The organism is Arthrobacter sp. cf158 (assembly GCF_900106835.1).
Classification (GTDB): Bacteria; Actinomycetota; Actinomycetes; order Actinomycetales; family Micrococcaceae; genus Arthrobacter.
Genome location: NZ_FNNR01000002.1, coordinates 142,015 through 157,264, shown reverse-complemented (window position 1 = coordinate 157,264; position 15,250 = coordinate 142,015). Strand labels below are relative to the sequence as shown.

Here is a 15,250-nt window from a genome sequence, read left to right as displayed (position 1 = left end):
GCCGTCGTGCGCGGTTTTGTTCAAGCGTTACTTGACGATGCCTTTGTCCTTCAGCCAAGCGGCGGCTGCATCCTTGGGGGCCTGCTTCTGGTCGCCACTCACGGCACGGTTCAGGTTGATCAGGTCATCCGTGGTGAGGATCTTGGAAACGTTGTTAAGCGCCTCCTTGGCCTTGTCCGTCATCTTGGCCTTGCTGTACAGAGGCAGGACCTGCTGAGCCTTGAAGTTGTTCTTCGGGTCTTCAAGGACCACGAGGTCGTTGTCAGCGATGGAGGGCGTGGTGGTGTAGATGTCCGCCACCTGTACCTTGTCCTCCAGCAGGGCCTGAAGCGTGAGGTTGCCGCCGCCGTCGTTGAACGGCTGCAGGCCCTTGAGCTCGCAGTTGTAATTGGCCTTCAGACCGGGGAATCCGTAGGCACGGGTCTCGAACGTGGCCGGTGCAGCCATGGTGAAGTCCTTGCACACCTTCGCGAGGTCCTCAATGGACTTCAGCTGGTACTTCTCAGCCGTAGCTTTGGTAACCACCATGGCATCCTTGGACTCCGCCTTCGCAGGCTCAAGGACCGCGAGGCCTTCAGGAAGCTTTCCAGGGAGCGCCTTGTAGACGTCCTCGGCCGATACTTCGGTAGCTTCCTTGTCCACATAGGAGAGAAGGTTGCCCGAGTAGTCGGGGACCAGATCGATGGAGCCGTCCTGAACGGCCTTGAAGTAGATCTCGCGAGAACCGATGTTCGGCTTGGACGTGGCAGTGAGGCCTGCTGCGTTCAAGGCGCCAACATAGATCTCGGCGATGACCTGGCTCTCCGGGAAGTCGGCCGAACCAACCACCAGCGAGCCACCGGCAGCCGAGCCGCTGGGGGCCGAGCTGGAGGGAGTGGCCAACGGGCTGCCGCCACACGCGCTCAACGCGAGGGCTACACCCAGTCCGGCTGCGAGGCCGCCGAGACCACGGCGCGTAAGGGTCATGGGAACGGGGTTTTTCATGGTGTACCTCCTTGAACGGCAGCCCCTGCGGGAGCTGTGGCTGTGAGATCATCGGCCGCCTTCTGGCGGCCGCTTGAATCGAGGGTCAGGCCGGGCGAGAGAACAAGCCTTTGCACTCCGGCCAGGATCAGGTCCACGGCGATGGCAAGCCCGGCAATAAGCAGGGAACCGCCGAGCATCCTTGGGAAGTCCTGAAGTACAAGCCCGTCAAACAGGTAGCGTCCCAGCCCGCCCAAGGGCAGGTAGGCCACTACCGAAACGGTGGCGATGACCTGCAGGACTGCGGTGCGGATTCCACCAAACATGACCTGCAGGCCGTTAGGGAGTTCCACCCGGAACAGGATCTGGAGTTCGGTCATACCCATGGCGCGGGCAGCGTCCACCACAACGGCATCGACGCTGGAAATGCCGGCGTAGGTGCCGGCCAACAGCGGCGGGACTGTCAGGATGACCAGCGCCCATACCGGGGGCATCAACCCACTGCCGGCAAGCAAAGCGAAGAGGACCAACAAACCCAGGGTCGGCAGGGCCCGGAGGGCTCCCGCCACAGCAACAGCAACCACCCTGCCGCGTCCTGTGTGCCCGATGTAGAGGCCGATGGGTACCGCGATGGCGGCCGCGATGACGAGCACCAGTGCACTGTATTGGAGGTGTTCCAGAAGCCGCGTGGGGATTCCACCGCTTCCGGTCCAGTGCGCCGGGTCGGTGAGCCAGGCGATGGTCTCTGCAAAGATGTTCATGCGGACGCCCCCGGATCAGGCCGGAGTGCAGCGTGCGGAGTGGCAGATCCTGCCTTGGGCTCCGCGGCCAGGGAGTTGATGTCCAGTCGCGAAGACTTTCCACCCGCCGCCCGTGTCCAGGGAGTCAAGAGCCGTTCCAGCACCACGAGCAGCGCGTCCATCAGCAGGGCAAGCACCAGGATCGCGATGATGCCCACCACCACCTCGGTGATGAACGTCCGCTGCAGACCGTCCGTAAAGAGGACTCCAAGGTTGCCCACGCCAAGCAACGCCGCCACGCTCACCAGGGAAATGTTGCTGACCGATACCACCCTTAACCCGGCGAACAGCACAGGGAGGGACAACGGGAGATCCACTTGGAAGAACCGGGCAAGGGGTTTAAAGCCCATGGCGACGGCGGCATTACGGAGGTCGTCGTCCACGGAATCAAAGGCATCCATGGCAGCACGAACCAGAAGAGCCACAGCGTAGATGGTTAGCGCCACCACGACGTTGATCGGGTCCAGGATCCGCGTCCCCAGGACGGTAGGAAGAATAATGAAAAGGGCCAGGGACGGAATGGTGTACAGCAGCGAAGTAGCCGTGGCCACCACGGACCTGAGCGTACTGTTGCGCCTGGCCAGCTGGGCCAGGGGAATCGAAATCAGCAGGCCAAGGATCATGGGAATGATCGCAAGCACCATGTGCTGACCGGCCAACCCCATCACCATGCCACTGTTGGCGAGGAACCACTCCATCAGGTGGCGTCCTCCCTGTGGTGCCGGACTTCCTCGATGAGAGCCAGGACTTCCGGCGCCTTCAGGACCCCGGCCACCCGGCCGTCGTCGTCCACTGCTACGCCCAGGCCCGACGGCGACGACAACGCCGCATCCAGGGCGCGGCGCAACGTATCGCCCTTACGGAAAAGCGAACCGCCCGGTATCAAACCGGCACCGTCACGCGGCGAGGACCAGCCGAGCGGACGTGAATCCTCATCCACCACCAAGGCCCACTCCCCCGACTCACGTCCCGCCTGCTGACCATCAGAAGCATTTACCATGGTCACCGGGTGAAGTGTTACGGCGTCCGCAGGATTGAAGGCAAGATGGCGGAATCCGCGGTCGCGTCCCACGAATGAGGCCACGAAGTCGTTGGACGGCGCCCTCAGGATTTCTTCCGGCGCCGCATACTGGGCCAGCTTCCCGCCGACGGCGAACACGGCCACTTTATCGCCCAGCACTGTGGCTTCGTCGATGTCGTGCGTGACGAAAACGATGGTCTTGGCGAGTTCACGCTGCAGGCGAAGCAGTTCCTGCTGCAGTTCGTCGCGCACCACAGGGTCCACCGCGCTGAAGGGTTCATCCATCAACAGAACCGGCGGATCAGCAGCAAGCGCCCGGGCCACCCCGACGCGCTGCTGCTGACCACCCGAAAGTTGTGACGGATACCGCTTGCCAAGGACCGCAGCCAGCCCGACGACGTCGAGCAGTTCCGCTGCGCGCTTCCGTGCCGCTGCTTTGGGAACCCCGTTCAGCCGTGGGACGGTGGCGATGTTGTCCAGCACCGAACGGTGCGGCAGCAGGCCCGATGACTGCATGACGTAGCCCATGGAACGGCGGAGCTGTGCCGCGGGCACCTGCGAGACATCCTCGCCGGCCACTGTGATAGTGCCGCTGGTGGGCTCCACCATCCGGTTGATCATGCGCAGGGATGTCGTCTTACCGCAGCCCGAAGGCCCAACAAACACGGTAATGGAGCCCTTATCGATGGACATGCTCAGGGCATCCACCGCGGGTTGCCCGCCCTGGTATTGCTTGGTGACGCTCTGGAACTCAATCATGGCTTCGGCCATACCCGGGCTTACCTATCTGTGGTGGAGAACATCGGCAGAGCCACACGATCATATGCACTCTTATTACTTGGCTGCAAAGCAATCTTCACCCAGCGTAGCCAGCACCACCGACGATGTCAGCGCCGCCACGTTTTCCGTAATGAATCGGCAATGTTCAGCGCTTCCGTCGTTTTCCATTTTTCCCGGACCGTTCTTCAGCTTGGTCATGCCTGTATCGCTCCGCCGCCCGCTGGCCTCTTTCCGCTGACACCACCTTCTGGTGCCATTCGCGCTGGTAGGCGCGGCGTGCCGCTGCATCGTGTTTCCTGGCAAGAGCAGCCAACTCACGTTGCAGTTTCAGGTAACTGGCCCAGCGGCGGGGATCCAGGCTTCCGTCAGCAAGGGCGTCCTGCACGGCACAGCCCGGCTCTGCTTGGTGCGCGCAGTCCGCGAAACGGCAGCGCGCGAAGAGTTGGTCAAGGTCCCCGAACATCTCCTCCATCCCGTCATCGGCGTCGAACAGCCCGAAGCCACGGACTCCCGGGGTATCCATCAGTACGGCACCACCGGGCAGGGGCACCAGTTCCCTTGACGTTGTGGTGTGCTTTCCCTTGCCGTCTCCTGCCCGGACTGCGCCGGTCTGCTGGACGTCGCGTCCCACGAGGGCGTTGATAAGGGTCGATTTCCCGGCGCCGGACGGCCCCAGCAGCACCAACGTTGAACCCGCGGGAATGTGGTTCATCAGTTCGTCGAGTCCGTCACCGTGTTCCGCCGAAGTAGTGACAACGTCCACGCCGGCCGCCTGCAGGATGACCTCGCCCACAACGTCATCCGCCAGATCGGCCAGGTCAGCTTTAGTGATGACGACAAGCGGCGTGGCACCGGAATCCCATGCAGCCACCAGCGTCCGTTCCAGACGGTTGTGGGTCAGCGGACGGTCCACAGGAACCACCACCGCCACGATGTCCACGTTGCTGCCCAAAATTTGTTCTTCCGAAGAAGCCTCAAAGGCCCTCTTGCGGCTTAGTGCGGGATGCCGGGGCAGGACCTCGACGACGGCCGGCTCACCTGCGGCATTGTGGCCTACCCACACCCAGTCACCGGTGGCCGGTACCACACTGTGAGCCGGGTAGGGCAAATGAAGGAGTCCGTCGCCGGATGCAACCAGCACGCGGTTCCGGTCGAGGCGGACTACACGACCCGGGGCGGCATTATTGTGCCCGTTGGGGTCCATATGGGCGCGGAAAAGCTCCGCGGTTTTAGTGGTGTAGCCGTACTTCATGGGCCCGTGGAGGGGCTGGACTGAGCTGGTTAAAGGGTTGCTTGAGTAAGCGAAAGTGTTCAATGGAAGCCTCTGATGAGGCCCGGCCACCTAGCTCTGGCAGGCGGATACCGGGACAGGAATGGTGGGGTGATGACGGTGCGCCGCAAATGAGTGCGGGGCACGCAAGATCATGACAATCATCAAATCCACCTCCTTGGCATCCAGGCCGGCCATTGAAATGCCGGCAACGATGCTTAGCCTAGCCAACCACTGCCGAATTTGGCTAGACCCGCGCTCTACGTGAGCTTGCCGTCCTCGGGCCGCTCCGTGTACAAGCGGAGCGCCGTGTCCACCAGGGACACCCGGTTCAGCTGTTCAATGTCCGGCAGGGGAATCCATGCGGCGTGGGTAGTGCTGCCATCCACCTCATGAGTCAATTCGCCGCCTATCACTGATGCCTCATACACCAGCCGAAGTGCCTGAAAGTCCTTCACGGAACCATCCGGCCGGGTCTCCCCTGGCCAGTGCCCGACGTCGATTCCCAGCATGCGCTCGATCCTGGCCTCATAGCCGGTCTCTTCGAAGACTTCACGCCGGCATCCATCCACCGGATGTTCTGCTAGATCCAGGCCGCCACCCGGGAGCGTCCACCCTTCCTTGTCGTCCTGTTTCCAGTAGGCCAGGAGGATTTGCCCATCCTGGACGATCACAGCGTAAGCCGCTGGACGGGTATCGAACTGCAGGGTCATGGAGCCAGCATAATTCCCTTGGCCCACATCCCTACGGAAGTTCGGCCGCGGCGATCGGGCCGCCTTCTTCAGGCCCGAGATCTGGCTCCTCGCGAAGTTCGACGACGGTCCCGGGCTTCACGAGCTCCAATACCCTGATGCTGTTGCGGCCGGCGTTCAGCAGTGGGGCAGGTGCATACAGGGTGACCTGCGGTCCTTTTTCCCAATACCTGCCCAGGAGAAAACCGTTGAGCCAGACGAAGCCCTTGCCGGAATCAGGCAGGGCGATATAGGTGTCGGCCGGCTCATCAACTTCGAAGTCGGCTCTTGCCAAGGATTCCAGGTCCTCTTGCTTCCAGTCGGCCAGCGCTACGGGAGTCTGCGTCCAGTGGAAGGTATAGCGCTGGTTGACCAGGACGCCTCCCAGGATGCCCTTGCCCTGGCCGGTCAACGGACCATAGTTGATCCGTCCAAGGTTCTCCACCAGGATGTCGATCTTGGCTGGAATCCCGGTGCCAGTAACCGTTAGGCCCTCGGCTCCGGTGACGTCGTCCAGGACACCAACAAAGTGGTCATCCACCCACACGTAGGCACGGTCGTTCAGCCCGGTGATCTTCAGCCTGCTCTCCGCGGGAGCGTCGGAATGGCCCGGCAGGATGGCTTCGGAGGCGTAGAGGACCATACCGGCGTCGAGTCCCAACTCTTCGAAGCTGAGCGGCTTGACGCTGGTGATCTGCTTTCCGGCGGCGCGTGCCAACTCCAACAGCCCTGAGCCATGGCCCAGTGGCAACGACTGGGCAGGCAGTACAGGAGCATCTGCCAACAGTTCGGCGGGCAACTCCGGGAGGTCTTCGATTCCTTGCGCGCGGAAGAACTCTTTGCGGAAGGCATGGAACTTGGGGGTCAGGGCTCCATTCTCTGCGATCGGTGCGTCTGAGTCGTAGCTCGTGACTGTGGGCTGGAGCATGGTGCCATCGTGGTTACTGCCGGACCCCAGGCCAAAATTGGTCCCTCCGTGAGCCATGTAGACGCAGAGTGAACCACCGAGATCGAGCATCTTCCGTGCTTCCGCTGCCGCATCATCAGCGTCACGGCGGTGGTGCAGTTCGCCCCAGTGATCGAACCAGCCGCCCCAAAACTCGACGTTGAAGAATGGTTCGTCAGGCCGGCGACGTTTCCAGGTAGCTACCGCCTCATCGCCGCGGCTTCCCAGTGTTGCCGTCGCCCAGGTTCCTTCCACGGAGCCGCCGTCGAGGAAGTAGTCGTTGCCGCCGTCGGCAGTGAACAACAACTCCGTGATCCCGCGTTCCTCAAGGACCCGTCGATTCCAACGGATGTACTCATGGTCGTCGCCGTAGCTGCCGCACTCGTTCTCAATCTGCACCGCCACCACTGGACCGCCTGCAGACGTTTGACGGGACGCAATAATCGGGAGCAGGTGATCGAACCATTCCTCGATCGCACCTGTGAAGACCGGGTCCATGCAGCGCAGGCCGATGCCGGGAATGCCGGTCAACCAGGCCGGGAAGCCGCCGTTGTCCCACTCGGCGCAGATGTAGGGTCCGGGACGGACAATAACGTCCAGTCCCACCTCGCCTGCGAGGTCGATGAAGCGGCCAAGATCCCGCCATCCGCTGAAGTCCGGCGCTTCATCCTGCTGCGGCTGGTGGAAGTTCCAGGCCACGTAGGTGTCCACAGTGTTGGCGCCCATTGCCTTGAGCCGACGCAGACGGTCCTGCCATAGGTCCGGATGAACCCGGAAGTAGTGGATGGCTCCGGCGAGGATGCGATACGGTTCACCCGAACGGTAAAGGACAGCGTCGTGGTAGCTCAAGAGCGCGTTGTTCACACAGAACAGATTAGCTCAATTTCCAACATTTATGCACAGGTGATGAACACGTGACCAATCTTGATACTTCCCCGGCACAAGAAGTATGCCCGGCGGCGCCGGAGGGTCAAGGCCCGTGCGTTCAGTTGTGGCCTGAGCGTGAAGTTCCCCTGGGTGGTGTCCGGGCCATGAACGTCATGCGGACGCTGCCTCAACGCGGGCTACCCACCGTAGGCGCCTGGTGCTTCCTGGACAGCTTCGGGCCGGATCGGGTGGCCATGAGCGTCCTCCCCCACCCGCACTGCGGACTCCAAACGGTGACCTGGCCCATGGAAGGCGCGGTTCGGCACCGAGACAGCGTGGGCAGTGACGTCGTGGTCCGGCCTGGCGAGCTGAACATCATGACCGCGGGCAAAGGGATCTCACACTCGGAGTTCTCGGTCCTTCCCGCCACCACAGGTCCCCTGCTGGAGGAAATCCCCGTTTCCCGTGGACTCCAACTGTGGGTTGCCCTACCGGAGGAGCACCGCCACCGCGCGCCGTCCTTCGAACAGGTCAAGGACCTGCCCGTGGCAGTGGGCGACGGCTTCACCGCAACGGTCATGGTGGGCGAGTTTGCGGGCCAACGCTCCCCCGCCAGCATGTTCAGCCCCATCGTGGGAGCCGACATCACGGGCGCTGGTTCACTTGAGCTGCCGTTGCGCCCTGACTTTGAACACGCGGTGCTGGTTCTGGACGGTCATGTTGTGATCGATGGTCAGGACATTGACGCCGGGCCGTTGGCTTACCTCGGCGCCGGCAGGTCGAGCCTGCGTGTCGACTCCCGGCCAAACACCCGATTCATGCTCCTGGGCGGCGAACCGTTCGGCGAAGACCTCCTGATGTGGTGGAATTTCGTGGGCCGGACCCATGAGGAAGTGGAACAGGCCCGCGAAGAATGGGAAGCCGAGGGACTGCTCGACGACGACGCTGCCGCGGCCTCCCGTTTTGGTTTCGTCCAAGGCCACGGCCCTGATGCCGGACCGGAAGCCGGCCGCATTCCCGCTCCGCCACTTCCCGGTGTCAAGCTGCGGCCGAGGACCCGCGGCTAGACGTTTCCTACGGCTGGACGCGCTGCTCTGCCACGAGCCGCGGGACCCCGAAGACAGGATCCTGCGTCAAAATCCGCACGTCATCGATGCCGCCTTCGGCCAGCTTGGCAGCGAAGGCTTCCTGAAGCCGCGGAACATTCATACCGAGCCCGCTGCCCAGGATCACTGGCCCGTCAAGACCCAACTGGCGGACTGCTTGCGCGGCCAGGTCAGCCAAGTCACGGCCTGCCTGCTCCACCAGCTTTTTGCTGGTTTCATCGCCCGCATCAGCGGCCTCCACTACAAGGCGGGCCTGCTGAGCCCAAAATCGGCGGCCGGTTTCAGGCGAATGGAAGAGGGCGATCAGCTTCCCCGGCTCATCCACACCGCATGAATCCAGCAGTGCACGGCTCAGCTGATCCGGTTCCAGGCCCTGGTTCATCCGCCGAAGACTGTGCCGCACGGCTTCGCGTCCCAGCCAGTAGCCGCTTCCTTCGTCACCGAGGAGATACCCCCAGCCGCCCGCCCGGGCTTCCTGGCCGGCGTCGTTCTTCCCCCACGCGGCAGAACCGGTACCGGCGATCACTGCCACTCCCGTGCTTGCTCCCCCGGCTGCCAGCAGCAGCCGCGAATCGTGAACAACAGTGATACGGGCCCCGGGCGCATGGGGCGCGATCAGGTCTGCGAGCGCCTGAGCGTCCTGGTCGGTGTCAATCCCACCCGCACCGGCGTAGACCTCATCAATCCGTCCCCCACCAATCTTGCCGAACAACTCGGCCAGGTTGGCTATGGCTTGCTCCCGCGTCACGTTCTGGACATTGGAACTGCCGGCATTCTCGTCCCGGACCGGAGCTCCGTCTTCAAACCTCACACCGCGGGTCTTTGTGCCGCCGATATCGAGCCCGATGACGGTGCCGCTCAAGGCCTCCGTAGTGGCATGGGAATGCTGGGCAGAGTCAAGATTGTTCACCGTGAAAGACTAGCTTGGAGCGTCCCGAGGAGAAACCGCATATGCCCGATTCCCTGTTTGGCACACCGTTTATTGCAGCTCCCATGGCTGGGGGAACGTCAACGCCTGCTTTGGTGCAGGCAGTCCAGGAGGGTGGCGGTGTGGGATTCCTTGCCGCTGGCTACAAGAGCCCCGAAGCCATGGCTGCTGACATCGCCTCCGCGCGGGCCCTCGACATTCGGTTTGGCATCAACCTCTTCGTGCCGGATCATCGCCAGCTGCCGCCGGCTCCGGATGCAGTGGCCCGCCTTGAGGCTTACCGTCGTGAGCTGGAGCCCGACGCCGCCCGCTACGGGGTGGACCTTCCTTCCCTGCGCCTGGATGACGACGACGCGTGGCAGGAAAAAATTGATGCCCTGCTGGCCGATCCCGTGGAGTTGGTGAGCTTCGCTTTCGGTCTCCCGGGAAAGCCAGTGGTCCACGCGCTGCAGAAGGCGGGAAGCATGGTCATTTCCAGCGTCACGACCGTTGCGGAGGGCCTCGCGGCTGCGGAGGAAGGCCCGGACGCCATCGCCGTCCAACACCAGTCCGCAGGCGGGCACACGGCCGCCTTCCTGACCGAAAGCACAGACGGTGCGGGAACACTGGCGGCCCGGACGACGGCGGAACTGATCGCCCAGGTGCGTGCCGCCGTCGGGCTTCCGCTGATAGCAGCAGGCGGAATCATGGACGGCAGCGCACTTCGCGACGTTCTGACCGCTGGTGCAACAGCCGCGCAAGTCGGTACCGCCCTGGTCCGCACCGACGAGAGTGGAGCCCGGACGCCGCACAAGGATGCGCTGGGCGATCCTTCCTTCACGGAAACAGCCATGACCCGGGCATTCACGGGGCGACTGGCACGATCGCTGGTCAATGAGTTCGTGCTCGACCACCGGGATGCGCCGGAGGGCTACCCCGCCATTCACCACCTCACAGCGCCTGTTCGCGCGGCCTCATCCGCCGCCGGCGATCCCCAGCGCCTCAACTTGTGGGCCGGCACGGGCTGGCGCCAGGCACGCGAAGGTTCTGCCAAGGAAGTGGTCAGGGAGTTCCTGAACGGGCTCTGACCAGTTCGGCCAGTAATCCGCCGCCCTCCGTCACCACCAATTCACGGAACAGCCGTACGGCATCCGGTTCAAAACTACGCTCACGCCACGCAATCCCGATTTGCCGGAAGGCCAGTTCCGATTCGATAGCCACTTCCACCAGTCCAAGCTCGGCCTCGGGAAGGAATTGGCCCGTGCCTGAGCCTGGGCCTGCCGGCGGAAGGATACTGAACCCCAGGCCAGCGGAAACCAGGCCGCGGGCAGAGGTGGACTCCTGGACTTCGAAAGCGATCCGGGGACGAAACCCGGATTCACGCAGCAGCGCCTCACCCAGCGCCCTCAGGCCGACTCCCTCTGGAAGGGTGATGTAGGGGTCGTGCCGTAATTCGGAAAGGCGCACGCTGGACCGCCCCGCCAAGGGGTGCCTGTAATGCAGGACCACCCTCAGCGGCTCGCGGTAGAGCGGCAACGATCGGATCCCCCTGCCTTCTGGAGCGATGGGCGCGATCAGCGCGAAGTCCATATCGCCGCTGGCCATCCGTTGCAGGCAATCGTCCCGCGGCCCCTGCCACAGCTCGAACATGGTCTGCGGGTGGCGGCCACGGAAAGCGCTGATCAGCAACGGAAGTGTGGCTTCGCCGAAGGTGTGCTGGAAGGAAACGCCAATGCGCCCCCGCACCACATCGGACTCATGGCGCACCCTGTCCAGTCCTGCTTGGAAGTCCGCCAGAGCTGCCTCGATGTAGGGAAGCAGGGTTTTGGCAGCGGGCGTCAGGCGGATGCCGCGGCCGTCGCGGATCAGCAGGTCCATGCCGACGATCGCACTGGCCCGGGCCACGGCGCGGCTGACTGTCGATTGGGGAACGCCAAGGATCTCAGCGGTTTCGGTCATGTGTTCAGTGCGGCCAAGTTCAGCAAGGACCGGCAGCAGAGGAAGGAGCTGGACGAGTTGCTGATGATCGGGTTCCACGTGTCTCCTTGCCTGAATTACTCATGCATTTCTGCATCAATCGTACTCAAATCATGCATTGGAATGCGGAGTCGACTGCGTCCTAACCTTGCCGGGTGAGTAAAGCAATCGCCATAAACACCGCCGAAACGTGGGACGGACACACCAAAGGGTCCCGGGGATACCGGCGGTTGCTTGCCGCTTTGGCGCTGGCCGGCGTGGCCACCTTTGCGCAGTTGTACTCCACACAGGCTGTCCTGCCCCTCATGGCCAGCGACCTGAACATCACAGCCGCCGAGGCCGCCCTCAGCATCTCCTTGGCCACGGTAGGGCTTGCCATCACAGTGCTGCCGTGGTCTTTCGTGGCCGACAGGATTGGCCGCGTCCGTGCCATGTCCATCGGAATCGGCGCTGCTACCCTGCTGGGGCTCCTGGTACCCCTGGCACCCTCCGTGCCGTTGTTGCTGGGACTACGAACATTGGAAGGAATGGCGTTGGGTGGCATCCCGGCCATCGCCATTGCCTACCTCAACGAGGAAGTCACCAAGATTCACACTGCCTTGGCAGCGGGAACGTACGTTGCCGGGACTACCCTGGGCGGGCTGGCCGGGCGTTTGGTGGCCGGCCCCGTGGGCGAGCTCTGGGGCTGGCGGGCTGCAGCTTTGGCTGTATCCCTCCTCGCGACAGTCTCCGCTGTCCTCTTCCTGGTGCTTGTCCCAAAGCAAAGGCGTTTCAGCCCTGCTCCGGCGATGGGCTTTCGCGGAGCCCTCCGGACCTTGGGTGGCCACTCGAGCAATCCCAAGCTGGTGGCCTTGTATTTGCAGGCTTTCCTGCTGATGGGCGGCTTTGTGGCCGTCTATAACTACCTCGGATTCCGATTGCATGCAGAACCGTTTGGTCTCCCTGCCACCGTGGTCAGCCTCATCTTCCTGGCGTATTTGTCCGGCACCGTCAGCTCACGGTGGGCTGCGGGGCTCACCTCGAGGTTTGGCAGGCGGAATGTGCTCCTGACCGGGATCGCCGTCATGTCGTGCGGTTTGGCGCTGACGTTGATGGAGAACCTGGCAGCCACCCTTGCAGGGCTGGTGATCTTCACCGGAGGATTCTTTGCGGCCCATAGTGTCGGCTCAGGGTGGACGGGAACCATTGCCACCACAGGACGGGCCCAGGCAGCTTCCTTGTATAACCTGTCCTATTACCTCGGTTCCAGCGTCATTGGCTGGGCGGGTGGGCTGGCATTTCAGGCGTATGGCTGGCCCGCCTTGGCGTTGAGCGTCATCGCCCTTTCATTCACGACGGCGGCAGTCACCTTGGCAGTCCACCGGCCAGCGCGCCACTCCAGCTGATTTCGGGCGATCTGGTCCTACAATCGGAGGCATGACACAGGTCACGAAAGCCCGGGAACTGTCGTCGCCGGAACGTTTGCAGGCGTTTACCGATGCAGTCGTGGCGATTGCCCTGACTCTGTTGATATTGCCGCTCATGGAAAGCGTGGGTGAACTCGCGGACCACGACGGCACCACGGCCGAATGGTTGGCTGACGAACAGTACGCCCTCCTGGGTTTTGTCCTCAGCTTTGTGCTTATCGCCGTCTTCTGGGTTCATCACCACCGGCTCTTCCGGAAAGTCCACCGTATAGACACAGGCCTGCTGTGGTTGACCATCGCCTGGATGTTCACCATTGTGTGGATGCCTGTTGCCACCTCGCTGTCAACGCAGATGAAGGCGGACGGCGCCCAGGCTCTGGTCTACATCGGAACCCTCCTGGCCACCAGCCTCATGCTTTTGGCAGCGCGCTTGTACTTGCGCTACCACCCGGACCTCCACGATCTGGACCCGTTGGAGACACGGTCCGGAATCCGAGGCGGCTGCATCGTCGCAGGCTTGTTCCTGGCAGCCCTGCTGGTGGCCTTGATGGTTCCCGACGCGGGAAACCTGACCTTGCTGCTGATGCTGCTGAGCGGACCGCTTCAACACGTGGCCAGCCGTCGCGACCACGCAGCCCTCCAAAAGTGATGGTCGCCTGAAGAATTCACAGCCTATGATGGATGGAAGGCAATTTCAGGAGGATCCGTGAGCAACCCCACGAAGAATGTTCGGTCAAGCACGGGCAGCGCAGAGCCGCTGGACGCGATTGATGAACGGATTCTCGCAGCGTTGGTGGACGACGCCCGCATCTCCAACAAGCAACTGGCTGAACTTGTGGGGATCGCCCCCTCCACGGCCTTGATGCGCACCAGGGCGCTCTCCGAACGCGGAATCATTGAAGGCTTCGAGGCCGTGTTGAGCCTTCCGGCTATTGGCCGATCGGTACAGGCCCTCATTGCCGTTCGCCTCCGCGCACACGACCGCGACCAGATCGACCGCTTTACCGCGCGAGTCCCCAAGCTTCCGGCGGTCATTTCCACGTTCCACACCACAGGCTCGGTGGATTACCTTCTCCATATTGCCGTGGCCAACACGGACGACCTTCGCAACTGGCTTTTGGACAACCTCGCCACCGACCCCGTGGTGGGTCACACCGAAACCACCATGGTCTTCCAGCATATCCCGGGTAACCGGGGACCGCTGCCCGAATAAGGGCCGGCGCAGCGGCGTTCAGTCCCGCAAGGCCTTCCGAAGAGACACTGCCGCGAGCGCCAGTGCCGCCACGCCGCACACCGCAGTGAAAACCACGACGGCGGCGTGCAAGCCTAGCACCGCGACGGCCAGCCCCAAGCCAATCACTGGAACCGCGCTTCCCAGATACGTGATCACGTAGACGGTACTGATGACCTGCGCATGACGGGCCGCCTCCACTTTTCCGGCTACTTCGTTGAAAACCTGCCGGAAGGCAATTCCCTGGCCGGCCCCCGCAGTGATACTCGCGGCCACCAGCAGCCACGGACTGGACCACGCAGCGGCGGCCCCCACCAGAATTACCGATGCTCCCAGAACAGCAAGAGACACCGGGACAACGAAGCGCCCTCGCGCCCCCAGGAGCTGGCTCAGGGCCGAGGCCCCAAGAGTGACGCCCGCCAGCAGGCCGATCAATGGCCGCGAGTCGGCGTGGACCACGCTGGCGAAGTAGCCCGGAGCCAGGGACAAGCAGAAGCCAAACACAGCGAAGCTCAGGAAACCGGTGGCCGCCGCCATCCAGAACGCTCCGCGAGCGTCTCTGGAGATGGATGGCTTCCGCGGCGCAAGGACCTTGAGGGGCCTTGGACCCTGGGCCGGTGCGATGGCCGGCCGGGCCTTGAGTAACCACAAAGGAACCAGCGCAGCAAGCAACACGGCCGAATGGATGTAGTACGGCGTGCGGGTGGGGTCAGGCAGGAGCGAGAGGACACCGCCGATTGCGGGACCTGCAGCCACGCCACCTGCCGAGGACAACAGGGTAAACCGGGAAGCCCAATCAGGCCGTTGCGGCAACAACTCCCGCAAAGCAGCGGAGCTGGCTCCAGTGGCAAGGCCAACAGCCACGCCTTGCAATGCCCGGCCGAGGGACAAAGAAACAAGCGAGTCCGCATTCGCGAAAATTACTCCGCCCACCAAGCCGACCAGTATCGCCAGGACCAGTGCGGCCCGCCTGCCGATGTGATCCGACCAGTGGCCAGCCACCATGAGAACTGCCACGAGCGCAAGGACGTAACTGGAAAACGCCACTGTCACGTCCAGGGACGACATCCCAAGTTTGGCTTGCAGCAACGGGTAGAGGGGTGTGGCGAGATTGGCGCCCACCAACAACGTAAAGATCACAACGCCGGCCAGGACCAGCCTGGCCGTGGTGGAGGCATCCCATCCCATGCGTTCGGCGGTAGCCGGACGCATGCGGAGTTCGCTCAAGACAGTCATTTCCATGCC

At 63.0% G+C, this 15,250-nt stretch carries 15 protein-coding genes; 5 read left to right on the top strand and 10 right to left on the bottom strand.

Annotation, left to right across the window (positions count from 1 at the left end):
* Positions 1–27: 27 nt before the first annotated feature.
* The 7 genes from BLW08_RS03665 to BLW08_RS03635 form a co-directional block, all read right to left on the bottom strand.
* Positions 28–984, bottom strand: a complete 957-nt coding sequence (locus BLW08_RS03665; protein ID WP_090818021.1) for an ABC transporter substrate-binding protein — start codon at positions 982–984, stop codon at positions 28–30.
* Entirely contained in the window at positions 981–1,724 is a 744-nt protein-coding gene (locus tag BLW08_RS03660; RefSeq protein ID WP_090818018.1) for an ABC transporter permease, read from the bottom strand. The genes BLW08_RS03665 and BLW08_RS03660 overlap by 4 nt, the downstream gene beginning before the upstream one ends.
* On the bottom strand, positions 1,721–2,461 hold the full coding sequence (locus tag BLW08_RS03655; RefSeq protein ID WP_091323386.1) for an ABC transporter permease: 741 nt from the start codon (positions 2,459–2,461) through the stop codon (positions 1,721–1,723). The genes BLW08_RS03660 and BLW08_RS03655 overlap by 4 nt, the downstream gene beginning before the upstream one ends.
* Positions 2,461–3,555, bottom strand: a complete 1,095-nt coding sequence (locus BLW08_RS03650) for an ABC transporter ATP-binding protein (RefSeq protein WP_091323385.1) — start codon at positions 3,553–3,555, stop codon at positions 2,461–2,463. Before BLW08_RS03650 ends, BLW08_RS03655 begins: the two co-directional genes overlap by 1 nt.
* 154 nt (positions 3,556–3,709) lie before the next feature.
* Positions 3,710–4,879, bottom strand: a complete 1,170-nt coding sequence (gene rsgA, locus BLW08_RS03645) for a ribosome small subunit-dependent GTPase A (RefSeq protein ID WP_091323384.1) — start codon at positions 4,877–4,879, stop codon at positions 3,710–3,712.
* A 215-nt stretch (positions 4,880–5,094) separates the two neighbouring features.
* Positions 5,095–5,547, bottom strand: coding sequence for an NUDIX hydrolase (locus tag BLW08_RS03640; protein WP_090818006.1), 453 nt, complete (start codon positions 5,545–5,547; stop codon positions 5,095–5,097).
* Positions 5,548–5,578: 31 nt separating this feature from the next.
* A complete protein-coding gene (locus BLW08_RS03635; protein WP_091323383.1) occupies positions 5,579–7,375 on the bottom strand; it encodes a glycoside hydrolase family 35 protein in 1,797 nt (598 codons plus the stop codon).
* A 50-nt stretch (positions 7,376–7,425) separates the two neighbouring features.
* Here BLW08_RS03635 and BLW08_RS03630 point away from each other — a divergent pair, with 50 nt between their 5' ends.
* Positions 7,426–8,445 (top strand): pirin family protein, encoded by a 1,020-nt coding sequence (locus BLW08_RS03630; protein WP_091323382.1) that lies wholly within the window; start codon positions 7,426–7,428, stop codon positions 8,443–8,445.
* Positions 8,446–8,452: 7 nt separating this feature from the next.
* Here the strand turns inward: BLW08_RS03630 and BLW08_RS03625 are convergent, their stop codons facing one another.
* Positions 8,453–9,394, bottom strand: coding sequence for an N-acetylglucosamine kinase (locus BLW08_RS03625; protein ID WP_091323381.1), 942 nt, complete (start codon positions 9,392–9,394; stop codon positions 8,453–8,455).
* A 41-nt stretch (positions 9,395–9,435) separates the two neighbouring features.
* Here BLW08_RS03625 and BLW08_RS03620 point away from each other — a divergent pair, with 41 nt between their 5' ends.
* Positions 9,436–10,479 (top strand): NAD(P)H-dependent flavin oxidoreductase, encoded by a 1,044-nt coding sequence (locus BLW08_RS03620; protein ID WP_175538563.1) that lies wholly within the window; start codon positions 9,436–9,438, stop codon positions 10,477–10,479.
* Here the strand turns inward: BLW08_RS03620 and BLW08_RS03615 are convergent.
* Positions 10,454–11,428, bottom strand: coding sequence for a LysR family transcriptional regulator (locus BLW08_RS03615; protein WP_091323379.1), 975 nt, complete (start codon positions 11,426–11,428; stop codon positions 10,454–10,456). The two genes, BLW08_RS03620 and BLW08_RS03615, sit on opposite strands and share 26 nt — an antisense overlap.
* A gap of 95 nt (positions 11,429–11,523) precedes the next feature.
* Between BLW08_RS03615 and BLW08_RS03610 the strand changes: the two genes are divergently transcribed.
* The 3 genes from BLW08_RS03610 to BLW08_RS03600 are packed head-to-tail and all read left to right on the top strand — an operon-like array spanning position 11,524 to position 13,987.
* The gene (locus BLW08_RS03610) at positions 11,524–12,753 is read left to right on the top strand and encodes an MFS transporter (protein ID WP_091323378.1); all 1,230 of its coding nucleotides are present in this window, start codon (positions 11,524–11,526) and stop codon (positions 12,751–12,753) included.
* A gap of 31 nt (positions 12,754–12,784) precedes the next feature.
* The gene (locus BLW08_RS03605; protein WP_091323377.1) at positions 12,785–13,423 is read left to right on the top strand and encodes a TMEM175 family protein; all 639 of its coding nucleotides are present in this window, start codon (positions 12,785–12,787) and stop codon (positions 13,421–13,423) included.
* A gap of 57 nt (positions 13,424–13,480) precedes the next feature.
* Positions 13,481–13,987 carry an Lrp/AsnC family transcriptional regulator gene (locus BLW08_RS03600; protein ID WP_011775479.1) on the top strand — a complete coding sequence of 169 codons (507 nt, stop codon included), beginning with the start codon at positions 13,481–13,483 and terminating at the stop codon, positions 13,985–13,987.
* 18 nt (positions 13,988–14,005) lie between these two features.
* On the opposite strand, the gene BLW08_RS03595 is transcribed toward BLW08_RS03600, so the two are convergent.
* Positions 14,006–15,241: an MFS transporter gene (locus BLW08_RS03595; RefSeq protein WP_091323871.1), complete on the bottom strand. Its 1,236-nt coding sequence runs from the start codon at positions 15,239–15,241 to the stop codon at positions 14,006–14,008.
* Positions 15,242–15,250 lie beyond the last annotated feature (9 nt).

Coding starts and splice junctions, on each gene's coding strand:
- BLW08_RS03650 (WP_091323385.1), bottom strand. CDS start 3,555: ATGGCCGAAGCCATGATTGAGTTCCAGAGCGTCACCAAGCAATACCAG.
- BLW08_RS03665 (WP_090818021.1), bottom strand. CDS start 984: ATGAAAAACCCCGTTCCCATGACCCTTACGCGCCGTGGTCTCGGCGGC.
- BLW08_RS03595 (WP_091323871.1), bottom strand. CDS start 15,241: ATGACTGTCTTGAGCGAACTCCGCATGCGTCCGGCTACCGCCGAACGC.
- BLW08_RS03620 (WP_175538563.1), top strand. CDS start 9,436: ATGCCCGATTCCCTGTTTGGCACACCGTTTATTGCAGCTCCCATGGCT.
- BLW08_RS03605 (WP_091323377.1), top strand. CDS start 12,785: ATGACACAGGTCACGAAAGCCCGGGAACTGTCGTCGCCGGAACGTTTG.
- BLW08_RS03660 (WP_090818018.1), bottom strand. CDS start 1,724: ATGAACATCTTTGCAGAGACCATCGCCTGGCTCACCGACCCGGCGCAC.
- BLW08_RS03655 (WP_091323386.1), bottom strand. CDS start 2,461: ATGGAGTGGTTCCTCGCCAACAGTGGCATGGTGATGGGGTTGGCCGGT.
- BLW08_RS03640 (WP_090818006.1), bottom strand. CDS start 5,547: ATGACCCTGCAGTTCGATACCCGTCCAGCGGCTTACGCTGTGATCGTC.